This is a genomic window from Halomonas sp. (genome assembly GCF_033549285.1).
GTDB lineage: Bacteria > Pseudomonadota > Gammaproteobacteria > Pseudomonadales > Halomonadaceae > Halomonas.
On the sequence record NZ_JAWSUJ010000029.1, the window covers coordinates 31,698 to 43,116 of the forward strand.

At 55.7% G+C, this 11,419-nt stretch carries 11 protein-coding genes; all 11 read right to left on the reverse strand.

What is annotated here, in order from left to right; all coding sequences use genetic code 11:
• Positions 1-143 precede the first annotated feature (143 nt).
• The 11 genes from SCI24_RS08660 to SCI24_RS08710 all read right to left on the reverse strand — a co-directional run bounded on the left by SCI24_RS08660 (position 144) and on the right by SCI24_RS08710 (position 11,174).
• Positions 144-662: a hypothetical protein gene (locus SCI24_RS08660; RefSeq protein WP_318725020.1), complete on the reverse strand. Its 519-nt coding sequence runs from the start codon at positions 660-662 to the stop codon at positions 144-146.
• A 159-nt stretch (positions 663-821) separates the two neighbouring features.
• Entirely contained in the window at positions 822-2,339 is a 1,518-nt protein-coding gene (locus SCI24_RS08665) for an LA2681 family HEPN domain-containing protein (RefSeq protein WP_318725021.1), read from the reverse strand.
• Between the two features lie 109 nt (positions 2,340-2,448).
• On the reverse strand, positions 2,449-3,102 hold the full coding sequence (locus SCI24_RS08670; RefSeq protein ID WP_318725022.1) for an antitoxin Xre/MbcA/ParS toxin-binding domain-containing protein: 654 nt from the start codon (positions 3,100-3,102) through the stop codon (positions 2,449-2,451).
• An 86-nt stretch (positions 3,103-3,188) separates the two neighbouring features.
• On the reverse strand, positions 3,189-3,425 hold the full coding sequence (locus SCI24_RS08675) for a hypothetical protein (RefSeq protein WP_318725023.1): 237 nt from the start codon (positions 3,423-3,425) through the stop codon (positions 3,189-3,191).
• A 61-nt stretch (positions 3,426-3,486) separates the two neighbouring features.
• Positions 3,487-3,711 carry a BPSL0761 family protein gene (locus tag SCI24_RS08680; protein WP_318725024.1) on the reverse strand — a complete coding sequence of 75 codons (225 nt, stop codon included), beginning with the start codon at positions 3,709-3,711 and terminating at the stop codon, positions 3,487-3,489.
• Positions 3,712-3,756: 45 nt separating this feature from the next.
• Entirely contained in the window at positions 3,757-5,814 is a 2,058-nt protein-coding gene (gene brxL, locus SCI24_RS08685; protein ID WP_412929394.1) for a protease Lon-related BREX system protein BrxL, read from the reverse strand.
• Positions 5,815-5,841: 27 nt separating this feature from the next.
• Positions 5,842-6,372 carry a DNA-binding protein gene (locus tag SCI24_RS08690; RefSeq protein ID WP_318725025.1) on the reverse strand — a complete coding sequence of 177 codons (531 nt, stop codon included), beginning with the start codon at positions 6,370-6,372 and terminating at the stop codon, positions 5,842-5,844.
• Positions 6,369-6,632, reverse strand: coding sequence for a hypothetical protein (locus SCI24_RS08695; RefSeq protein ID WP_318725026.1), 264 nt, complete (start codon positions 6,630-6,632; stop codon positions 6,369-6,371). The genes SCI24_RS08690 and SCI24_RS08695 overlap by 4 nt, the downstream gene beginning before the upstream one ends.
• Before the next feature lie 56 nt (positions 6,633-6,688).
• Complete coding sequence (pglZ, locus tag SCI24_RS08700; RefSeq protein WP_318725027.1) at positions 6,689-9,319, reverse strand: BREX-1 system phosphatase PglZ type A; 2,631 nt, start codon at positions 9,317-9,319, stop codon at positions 6,689-6,691.
• A 48-nt stretch (positions 9,320-9,367) separates the two neighbouring features.
• On the reverse strand, positions 9,368-10,363 hold the full coding sequence (locus SCI24_RS08705) for a hypothetical protein (RefSeq protein ID WP_318725028.1): 996 nt from the start codon (positions 10,361-10,363) through the stop codon (positions 9,368-9,370).
• A gap of 61 nt (positions 10,364-10,424) precedes the next feature.
• Entirely contained in the window at positions 10,425-11,174 is a 750-nt protein-coding gene (locus SCI24_RS08710) for a hypothetical protein (RefSeq protein ID WP_318725029.1), read from the reverse strand.
• Positions 11,175-11,419: the final 245 nt, after the last annotated feature.

Here is an 11,419-nt window from a genome sequence, read left to right on the forward strand (position 1 = left end):
TGCTCCCAACCAGCAATCGTATCAGATAATTCACTATGAATGTCCTTGTCCGAATTTTTAATAAGCCCATCGAGCGAATTTATAACATACCCCATATTTCTTACAACAGTTTCCAGCTTTAAATATGCAAGATAATCAAAATCTTATCTCACTGACTCAACTGGATAAATGAGCTCATTCTCTACCCCTTGCCTCCTGAAATAACCCCAGATTTCGACGACATCTTTCTCTGGGTCGAAATATGCATTAGGGTTTCGTCCAGTCTCAAAAGTCTGTATAAATTGCTCAATCTCATTGTCTATAATTTGTCGGCACTCTTCTATTCGTGGAGTTATCCTTTCAAATTTAAACTCGATATACTCCAAAGCTTTAAATATTTCAGCAGATCTTAGCGAGCGCGCTTGGCTTTCGCTGGCTTTCTTCATATCTTTGATTTCTTCATATTGGAGTTTTAAATCTTTGTTCTGCATCAAAACGGTAACAATGATCCACAAAAATGCTAAAACCCCAGCGAAACCTCCTAATGCGTCCCCCATTTCATTCAATGGCAAAGAAAGAATGCCTTTTGACAAAGACATCACAAAAAATATTATGACAATAGCGATGGAGCCGTAGGTTGGGCAAGTAACTAATGAAGAATTACTTCTATGAAACCTTTTCACAAACAACATCGACTTTATAATGTACCGCCGAATCTTGTTTCTTAGGTTTTTCGAGTCTAATTTCACTAGATGATATCTCATAGAATGCTAACGCCTGAGGTCAGTCGCCGGTTTGGAGCGGTAGCGGAAGACCGGTCGGCAGTGCCCTTTGTTAGATTTTTACTCATCGCCCCCACGAATGTACTCATGAGAGGGCACGAATAGCGGCACTGAAATCCCATCCGTCTCCCCAGAGAGCCTTTTTTCTCTGATCAGAACCATTTGAACGAAATAGACTACAGCAGCCCTAGCCAGCTTCAATGTTTGTATAGACTCGCGCGCAAACTCTTCAACATCAAAATGTTCAACACAACCCGATGTGCTTTTTGTAGATGGCACCCCCATATCGTGAAGCACAGTAAATCGATGTGTCGAGGAGTTTCTTGAACCCTGTTTCGTCGACAAAAATCCCTGTTTACTCGATAGATCTCTAGAAACTTCTGTCAGTGCTAGGAGAGCCGTATTACCATTTTCAACTTCTATTGAAATTGCTGTGGCTAATTCTCTCTTTTTTTGGCCTTTCTTGGCTTTCTTAAACCAGGCGGTCTTCATCGACGCTTCCTTCGCCCCACCAATTCCAAGATAGGACAATGAAGCTACGGCAATTTTATCGAGGATATCTAAGGCACTACGTTGCGCCAAAGCTAATGCTGACTCATTTACGCCGTAGCATGCGTAATCAAGAGTGTCATTATAGTTGCCCGTTTCACTGAAGCGATCATTGCGTGCATCGAAAAGCACTTGTCTGGCTAGAATGTAGTCAGATTTTAGGACGTTTACCATCGCAAAAATCTCCGGAACGAGCCCTTCTGATCCTGTCGGAGAGGTTACTGAGGATATATTAATATTGTCCCAGTATTCAGAATCGTGCGAGTGCGAGTGAATGGTCGGTGAGAGTGTCAGGTTATTTTTTACGACAAACCTCTCATAGCTACCGGCTTGAATCTCATGATCGGATCTTCTGGACGCACGAATATCTGTTATTTCGCCCATGATTCCGCTTACTCCATACTCACCAGAGTAAGAATATATTGTCTCAATATTATTATTAACATGAGACGCAAGATGTTCTATTTCAGCTGTTACCAAATCATGATCACCCAAGCCTTGTCCCAATGCATATCTGAGCATTTTCAAAGCACCTGAGCTCGCAACTGCATTCTTTGGGTTTTCCTCTACGGCTTTCGAATAGAAATCATATGCTTCAACCCATCTGTATGATGACCAAAGAAGATTACCCAAGTTAGTAAAGGACTGAGATCTAGTATCAAGAGATGCTTTTTCGTCAGTGGCTGCTTTATAGAAGAGCTGCCGAGCCTCCAACCGATATTTTTCGGTTACTCCATACCAACTATACCCTTCGTAGGTTGTAGACAAGGCAAGAGCATGAAGGCCGTTCGCCAAATTATAATTTAGCTCCGAGCTGTCTTTGCACTTGCCGACAACATACCGAAATATCTCAACTCCTTTGAGGACCGACTCAAAATCTTTTAGCAATCCACCAGCGTCAACCAGAATTGCTGCTTTCAACAAATCAACATTGATATTTCCGGAAAGATCCAACGCTTCACTGACAGCTTGGCGCGGGTTCTCGTCAACCAAGCGGTGAAGAATTTCTACTCGTTCAGAAAATTCCAATTAGCCTCCCGAAAATCTAACGGTATTTAGACAGCACGCTCTGATATTGAATGAACGCACATGCAGCCTTTCCCGGACTGGCCGCTTTGGGTCGATAGCGGTCTTTCATTCATGTATAGACCCCGTACTCCAGTCGCATGATAAGGTCGTAAATTTGCTGAGGATCTTCCACCATCACATCTGCCGGAGTGCGACTTCGAAGAGCAATTTCTGGGCTCGTCATCCAGCGTTCGGCACCTTCTCGACTTTCAAACAATCGCTCGGCGGCTTGCCAGATATCTCTCTCAGTAGGTGCCTCCAGAATTTCGCGTCCAACATCGGGTGTGTCCTGCCAAGCTTGTAACTCTTCAGGGGGTGGAGCCTGAAGATCGCACTGTGCCAGTAGTTGATCGAGGGAGTAAGGCCGCTCCTCCGCGGGAACAGCCTTGGTGGTGTCGACATCGGGTCGGGTGAGCATTTCTCGCAGCCACGCCTCAACTTTCGCGCACACCGCGTCATTCTCTTCAGGCGGCACGAGAGTGGCGTCGATCTCACCGCTACGGCAGATGAAGAACTCGTCCGGAATGGTCAGGGCGTAACCGCCGCGCAGGTAGGCGATGATCTCCCCGCTCATAGCCGCCATGTAGGAACGGTCGCTTTGCAGGCATTCAAGCGCCTCTCGGAAGCTCTCCAAGGGCTGTGGGAAGCGGTCACGGAGGTCGATGGCCCGGTAGGCAAAGATACGGGCGAGCGGGTCTTTGGGAGGGTGTGAGGGCTGTGTCATGGGGAGGCTAACCTAGCGGATGGTGTGGCTTTCAGGGTAGCCCATGCCCGACGCGGACTACTGTTGCTCCCTTACGGGTACCAGCATCAGTCCAGAAAAGCAGCGATGCCTTCCTCGTCGATCGCCTCATGCACCGCGTCCAGGGCAGCCTGGTCAGTAGCGAAGCGGTCGTCCCATACATGGGAGGTGCCCTCCTCATTGACGACTTCCAGCAGCCAGTCGACCTCCTCTTCCAGGCGGTAGATATCCACCTGCAGGGTGTGGCCATCGCGGGTGATGGTCTGACTCAAGGGGCTCTGGATCAGTTCGGGTTCAGCGCTCATGGCAGTGTCTCATGGTTGGCGGCGCGAGCGGCGCCGGGTGGCGTTGCGGCGTCGAGCCAGCCTATTCGTCTATCGAGGAGCTGAAGGTGGGCTGGAAGAGAGTTCCCACGGTCAGCTGCTCTTCCACTTGGCCGGCGTGTAGCGTCTCTTCCCGAGACGGGTAGTGACGAAGCAACCCCCTCGCCTGGCGGCGGACAGATTCAGGGAGGGAGGCATCCAGCGAAAGCCTCTGCAGAAACTCCCCAGCGTGAATCAAAGCGCGTGTTCGCTCAGATGGCATGGTCATTTGCACCTTCCCCCTTTCAGCTCGTTTACGGCGGCGACAGTATGCTCACTCCACCCCCAACGCCTTTACCACGGCGTCCACCGGCTCGGCGTAGAAGCTGGTCTGGAACTTGGTGAACAGCTCGGCGGGAATCGTGGGGATATCCGCAGCGCTGGCCATGGGCAGGGTGACCCGTTTGCCACCGGCGTCAAAGGCCACCTGCAGGCACTCGGCGAGGTTCTCCACGGGCTTTAGGCTGCCACCCAGGCTCATGTCGCCCAGCACCACCATCTGGCTCTGGGTGGGCCGGCCCAGCAGCCCGGACGAGAAAGCCACCAGGCTGGCGAGGGCGAGGTCGCGCAGCACGCCGGTGTTTTGAAGGTCGACCACATGCAGGTGGAAGTCGTGCTCCAGCACCTTGCTGGAGCCACTGATGCGGCTGGCGTTGGCCTTGAAGTAATCGAAGGCCATCTTGACCTGCTCCTTGGCGGAGGTGGAGTTCCACAGCCCCGACATCGCCAGCTTGCCGCTGCCGGCGGTGACCTGGAGCTCGATGCGATAGACCCCGGGCATGCCCTTGTCGCTCAAGCCGATGGTATGCACCACGCCGGGCTTGCCGAGGCCCTCGGGGATCAGCCCGCCGCCGCCTTGCTCCTTCACCGAGACGAAGTGCTCCTCCAGCGTCTCCTTGTCGATGTAGCTGAAGTGGACGTCGTAGAACTCCATGCCGCCGATTTTCTTGAGCTGCTCCTTCACCCGGCGGCGCACCTGCAGGGCGTACTCCAGGCACTGGCGCACGTCCTCCTTCTGATACTCCCCATGTGGGTAGAGCAGCTTGAGCAGGCCGGAAACGGTCTTGCGCACGGCGATGACGTCGCGCTGGTTGAGGTTGTCGCCCAGACGGAAGTGCTGGTCGATGGCGTCGGCGAAGCTGCGCTTGCGCATCTCGCGGAAGAACTCGGCCAGGTAGTCGACGATGAAGCCGTAGCGCTGGGTGAAGAACGACGGCCGCATCTTGGGGATCTCCCAGCCCGGGATATAGGCGTGGAAGCGGTCGAAGAAGGCGGCGTCGATCATGGCGTCGGGGAACGGGGTCAGCAGGTGGCTGGTCTTCACCAGCGACTCGACACTCTGGTTGATGTTGCCGACGAACACCATGGACGCCGAGGCCTCCATCTGCTCGCGCCCGCGGGCGAAGGAACCGGAGGCCATGTAGTCCTTCATGATCTGCACGCCATCCTTGTCCTTGAACGAGATGCCGGCTACTTCATCGAAGGCGACCAGGTCCCACATGCCAACCAGGCCGATGCGCCGCGAGCTCATGTTGTAGAACAGGTTGGCCACCGTGGTCTGGCCACCGGAGACCAGGATGCTGTTGGGCGAGCACTCCTTGTAGATATGGCTCTTACCGGTACCACGGGGGCCTAGCTCGCAGACGTTGTAGTTGTTCTCCACAAACGGAATCATTCGGGCCAGTAGGTGCCACTGCACCTCGGCGTCGAGCTCGGCGGGCTCCATACCGATGGAGCGGATCAGCACCTCGCGCCACTGGTCGGTGGTGAAGCCGCGGCGCCCCTCGAATAGCTCCTCCATGTTCATGTGCGGCATCTGGATCGGCTTGAGCTGGCTGACCCCGAACGGCGAGCCGCGCTGGCCTTCTTCGTGGTAGTAACTCAGGGTGGCGATCACCCAAATCCCGCCCACCAGCAGCTTCTCGTGCTCCTTGACGATGCCGGCAGAGATCTCAGCATCCTTGATCCCCAGGTTGCTGAATGCGGCCTCGTAGCAGTCCTGCTTCTCGTTGAGGCGTACCGTCACCCGATCGATCACCTTGAAGCTGCCGCGCTCGCGGACCAGCGACTTGACCTTCTCGGCCTCGTCGGGGCGCACATAGTTGTCGGTGAGGATCGTCTTGACGTTCTTCAGACCCTCGTCGATCACCTCCGGGTCGTCGGTGGCGCAATACATGCCGAGCAGGTACTCCAGCACGTAGACCGGCACGTTGGCGCCTTCCTTGACCCGCTGGGTCAGGTCTTTGCGCACCACTCGGCCGGCGAAATGGGTGTTGAGCAGGGTGTCGAGGTCGGCAGGCTCGTCAGAGCTGACGTTGGGGAGCGCTTCCATTCGAGCGGGTTCCATCGGGTTGGTCATTTATGACACCAGGGCATCATCGAAGTGGCGGATGTGTTCCGCCGGCACCCGGCGGCTTTCACGGGCCACATTGGCCTGCATGCTGGTCTGCGCCACCTCTTGCAGGGCGTCGTCGATCTTCCTGCGCTGATGGACCTGGAACCAGTCCAGCACCTCGGCCAGGTGCCACAGCGAGGCACGCCCCTCATGCAGCGGCAGCGGAAAGGTCGCCAGGTGCGTTTGCAGCAGCTTGCGCATGTTCTGGCGGGTGAAATCCAGTAGCTCGGCGATATCCGTGACGCCGACCAGGTCTGGCCCCACCTCGATCAGGCGGGCCTCGGGGATGGCGCGCTTCACATCCGCCATGGCGCTGGTAATCGCCTGCTGAGCCGACCCCGCCTCGCGGGAAAACTCCAGAGCCAAGCGCCCCTTCAGCCCAACGCCGATCAAGGCATCGTCACAGCCCGCCTCGAACAGGCGGGTTTCCAGCGTCTCCATGTCAAGGTCATCGGGAACCGCAAACTTCAGGGTAAACTCATACGTCGTCGTCACGTCTCGTCCTCCTCGGAGGATGTGCCACCTGTGCAGTTATCCACCACGCGGCGCAGCTGCCGGGCATGATTGGCGGGGTTCTTCGGTGTGCTCCACACGCTGACGATGCAGTATTCGCCACAGCGGCATTCGCTATCGTTGTGTGGGCAGTACAGCCGGCCCCAGGCATGCCCCGAAGCGGGCTCAATCCGCCAGCCCTGCGCCTCGGCGTAAGCCAGGGCCTCTTCAACTTCCTTCTTGCTGTGTCGTCGGCGGGTCATCTTTTCTCCTGCCAGTAGCTTAGGCACCAGCCGCTAAGGTTGTCAATTGACAACCATCAGAAGAAATCATCGGTGAATGCCAGGTCGATGACCACCCGGTAGCGCTCAAGCTCGGTGCTGAGGTCCTTGTCGCGCAGCACCAGGAAATAGTCGCGCTTGCGGTCGAAGTCGGTACCCGACAGCGACAGGCGCACGGACTTCATGCGATCGCTGATGTTGTCGCTCGTGCTGTCGAAGGTCACCGTCTCCTCGCTGGAGACCGCCTCGGTGCCCTCGAAGATGGCCACGGCCAGGGTGATGGGCTTGAGCTGCTCGCTGACCGCCTCGGTCTGCAGGAGCTCGAAGCGCTGGATGTTGTTGACCATCTTTAGCGAGGCCTTGGGCGAGATCACGTCCACCTTGCGTCGGGTGCGCTTCTCGACCTTCTCCCCGCGCAGCTGCTTGACGGTGAGCACCGGCACGACGATCTCCTGGGGCATGATGCCGCCATGCACGAAGCGGGCGCCGCCGACGAAGTGAAAGCGATGCGCCCCCTTGGGAATCCAGAACTCGGTGTCGCAGGTAGTGCCGGCGGTCTCGCGGGTATGGCCGTGCCAGACGCTGGGGTTGTCGGGCAGGTTCGTCCCGAGCACGTAGCGCTTCTTGCTCTTGAAGGCGCCGGCCGGCTTCTCGGTCAGGCTGGTGCGGTCGGTTTCATCAAGCTTGCTGCGCTGGAACAGGAAGCCGTGATCGGCGGTGACCAGCACGGTGCTGGTGTTGAGGTGCATGAGGATCTTGCGGGTGAGCGTATCGAGCTCCTCGATGGCGTCCTCCACCGCGGCGAAGGTCTCGCTCTCGGTGCTGGCGGTATCCCCCCGGGCATCCACCACGTTGTGGTAGACGTAGACCAGCTGCATGCCCTTGATCGCCTCGCGGCCCTGCTCGCGGGACCAGCCCCTCACCTCCTCAGCGGTCACGGCCATGGCCTGGCCACTCACGGCGGCGCTCAGTCGCTGGCTGCGGTTCTCGGTCCCCTGGCTGGACTTGCCATCCACCAGCACGTCGTCACTACCGGGCTGGTAGGTAAGCTCACGGTGCGGCAGCAGCGAGGCCATCCCCAGGGTGGTGTAGCTCGGCACCACGCCGAGCTGACTGCCCAGGGTAGCCTCGCTGTAGCGCTTGGCGTTGATGCGTTCGCGCAGCTCTTCGGCCGCCTCATAGCGGAAGGCGTCGCTGATGATCACCACCAGGCGCTTGTTGCGATGGGCGTCCAGGTGCGGGCGCACCACGTCGCGGAAGAAGTGCTGCTGGTTGGGGATGCGCGGCAGCTTCCAGTCGTGCAGGCGCCCCTCGGCGTCGATGCGCTCGCTCCAGTTGCGGGTGAGCTGGCCGAGGAACCACTCGTCGTAGCAGCGCTCCACCGCCTCATCGAGCTTCTTGAGCAGCTCCACGCCGGTGCTGTCGGAGGCCACCGCATAGTGGCGATAGGCGGTATCGAAGCGGTAGAGCTCGGTGCTGTAGGCCTGGTAGAGCGCCTCAACACTCTCGTAGTGGAAGCCGTTGAGGTGCTGCTGTCGCAAAGCAAACAGATCGATGGCGGCGCTCAGCGCGTCGTAGAGCTGACGGTAGCGCGCCCGGCGCTCGTCGTTCTTGTGCCGTGAGGCCCAGTAGCCGTCCAGGCGTTCGGCGATGATGCCGCGAAACATCTCCAGGTCACGCACGTCGGCCTGGGGAATCGCCTGGCACAGGTCGACGATGATCTGCTTCTCGACCACCTCGAAGGTCGCCACATTGGCCAGCCGCTCCAAGGGCACGTCGCGGATCTTGTCCTCGATGCGCAACGCTTCGGCAACCCATCCGGAGATCACATCGAAGGCCGGATAGAAGCGCGAGCTGTCCCGCCAGCGGGAGAGCAGCGCCCGGGAGGTGGCCCGGGCATTCACCGAGGCGATGGCATGGCTCTGTGCCCAGTCGGGGATCTCAGAGATGCTCTCGCAGTAGCCGGTGGTCAGCAGCCGCAGCATCAGCTGGCCGAACGGCAGCGACGCCTCGCCGCTAAGCTCCGCCTGGCTGGCGGGATAGCCCACTTCCAGCTGCAGGGCTCGAACCAGACTTGGCACCAGGGCGTACTTGGCCATCTCCTCCAGCGAGGAGGGGTTGCCCTCCAGCCCTGTCTCTTCTGACACCGCCTCATCGCCAAGATGGAACAGCAGCGTGGCGATATCGCCAGCGGGCGCCCCCACCACGGCAGCGCACATGGCCAGGTCGAGGCCATCCTCGTCCATCTCCGGCGTGACCAGGCGCTTGAGCGCCTCGATCCGCTTGCGGCTACCCAGAAACGCCTGCCGCTTCGCTAGATGCTCACGTAGTACATGCCGCGTAAGGCCCAGCTCGTTGAAGGTCATCGAGAGCTGATCGGCATAGAAGCGCCCGGAGTAGAGTTTGATGTCCAGAAGCCAGTCATCCTCCGGTGCCGGTTCAGCGTATGGGAAGTAGAGCAGTGTTGGCGTCGCCGGCTCGTCCAGCTCCAGACGCAGCTTCACGCCGAAGGTGGACTGCCCCGCCATATTGAGGAGCTGCACGCCATCCAGAGCGAGCTCATCCAGTGCATCGGCAAAGTGGCCGGGGGCGTCGTACCAGAAGACTAGGCGGTGCCTGTCTGCGAAAATAGCTTGCTGCAATCCTTGCTGAAGCTGTCCAATATTCATGAAAATACCAAATAGTTAGCTTTTATTCTTGGTTTGACCGAGCGTGCATCACGACTCTTTGTCATAAAAAGAAACCTCAATGACGAAATTTTTGCTGGCTTCTCCTCTTTTTTCCGCATCACCGCTTAGCGAAGCCTCAGCAAGCTTTCCTGAAAAGCCGACCGATCCGCTTTTTTTATTTGAAAAAGCGGTTCTTTCTTTCAAAATTACTGATGCTTTCGTACATCTACCAACCTCTCTGGAAAATATAAGAGACTGCCAGCTAGGCTCGAATTTCACCCATGCATATTCTTCCTGTGATATATATTCTTGCCCGGATGACTTAACAGGATTTAAAATAAATTCACGCTGCCGAACTCCGGCAGATATATTTGAACTTTCAGTGCTTATTGACGCGTCCCCTCCTAAAGCTGCACCGTTAACACCGACCTTGCCGCCAAGGCTCGAACGATAGTCTTCATCAGAGTGCTCGCTAATTGAGATACTGGTAGCACCCAGATTGACGAGGAGTCTAATTAATTCAGCCTCTCGCTCCTCAAACAGCAATTCATCAAACTTGTCTTCAGGGATGTAAAGGTTGCTTTTATCTTCGCTTCCTCGGCTTGCTAATGGATGAAGCCTATAGCCACAACCAACCCTAGGATGACCAGGTGGGAAATTGAAATTCAAGCTTTTCGCCATGCTTGGGGTTAATGCATGATTAACAAGGAAGTTACCTATTTCCTCCTCTGCAATCTCTTTGTTAATATTTTCTTCCGGGCTATCTGAAGATGAGGATGAAAAAAGTTTTGACAGTACGGCCGAGGACGCTCCAGCTGCAATAATAGTCAAAGGGGACGAGTAAAAAGATGCAGCGGCTATAAGTAGAGAAGCCTTTTTAGAAGCGCTAAGACTTGATATAAATCTCGATTCTTTGTTATATGCTTCCGAACCGGGTATAGTGTAATTTTGAGTATAATTTTCTTTATGTATATTGAATTGCGAGGCTGAAGGAACTTGGCTTTCGTTCTCCACAATATATATAAAGTCTACTTTAGATGTCATGCTGAAGCTTCCTAAACTTTGCCTGATTATCTGTTAATGGGTGCAGGTGATCATAAATATATTAAGCCTTATCCCCGGCTATGCTCTTCACTTCCGCCAACAAATCCCCAAACTTCCCGTAGTTCAACTTCACTCCATCATCCAGATCCAGTGAGATCCGCTGATCGGCATAGTGACGGAGCTTCTCATCGAAGGCATTGAGCTCGTTCTGCTGCTTGTAGAGCTTGCTCAGTTCCTTCTCGATGCGCTTGGCTTCGGCGGCGGAGGCGCTGGCTTCCTTGTCCTGCTCCAGTTTCTCGACGTAGCCGGAAAGCTTCTCGGTGAGCGGGATCACGTAGTCGGTACGCATTTCGGCGAGGGTGCTTTCGTTGTAGCGGTGCAGGTAGACCAGGCATTCGAAGGCTTTCTGCTTACCGGAGCTGAACAGCCAGTAGATCGGGCGCTTCTTGTAGGTCCGCAGGTGGTCCTTGTAGAACTGTGTGCTCAGGTAGCGACGGATGGTGTCCAGCGCAGCTTCGCCCTTCTTGGGCTTGATGGCGTGCAGACAGAGGCTTTCAGCCACGAAGTCGAGGTTTTCCTGCAGGTGCTCCTCGCCCCAGACGGTGCGGACGAAGTCGCGGAAGCGGTTGGTCGCATCGTCGGGGAACCACTCCTGATCGGTGAGCGGGATGATGGCGTTATCATCTGGTGAGAAGCAGGGCTCAGGGACCTGGTCAAGGTAGTCTCGAACGGTTTCGCCCTGGCTCGCGAGAATTAGGCCGGGATTGTCTACAGAATAACGACCCATCATGCAGCCGATTGCGTAGGACATTAACTCCACAATGGTGTCGGAGTTCAATAATGAAAAAAGCTCTTTCTCAGACCGATTACCGCCATACTGATAATATGGGTTCCAGGAGAGAGTGATTTCATCCAATGAAACTTCAGGCGACAGGACGCTTTCTAGTCCGTATGCAGGTATTAATTTTTCATTATTCTTCCTGATTACTCATGTTGATCAGCCACCACCGCGTCAGTCTTTCCTATACTGATGTTATGTCCAGTAGAGGAGGTGAC

Excerpts from the sequence above, each read along its gene's own strand:
- SCI24_RS08680 (WP_318725024.1), bottom strand. The coding sequence starts at position 3,711 with ATGACCATGCCATCTGAGCGAACACGCGCTTTGATTCACGCTGGGGAG.
- SCI24_RS08695 (WP_318725026.1), bottom strand. The coding sequence starts at position 6,632 with ATGACCCGCCGACGACACAGCAAGAAGGAAGTTGAAGAGGCCCTGGCT.
- pglZ (WP_318725027.1), bottom strand. The coding sequence starts at position 9,319 with ATGAATATTGGACAGCTTCAGCAAGGATTGCAGCAAGCTATTTTCGCA.
- SCI24_RS08670 (WP_318725022.1), bottom strand. The coding sequence starts at position 3,102 with ATGACACAGCCCTCACACCCTCCCAAAGACCCGCTCGCCCGTATCTTT.
- SCI24_RS08705 (WP_318725028.1), bottom strand. The coding sequence starts at position 10,363 with ATGACATCTAAAGTAGACTTTATATATATTGTGGAGAACGAAAGCCAA.
- brxL (WP_412929394.1), bottom strand. The coding sequence starts at position 5,814 with ATGGAAGCGCTCCCCAACGTCAGCTCTGACGAGCCTGCCGACCTCGAC.
- SCI24_RS08710 (WP_318725029.1), bottom strand. The coding sequence starts at position 11,174 with ATGTCCTACGCAATCGGCTGCATGATGGGTCGTTATTCTGTAGACAAT.
- SCI24_RS08675 (WP_318725023.1), bottom strand. The coding sequence starts at position 3,425 with ATGAGCGCTGAACCCGAACTGATCCAGAGCCCCTTGAGTCAGACCATC.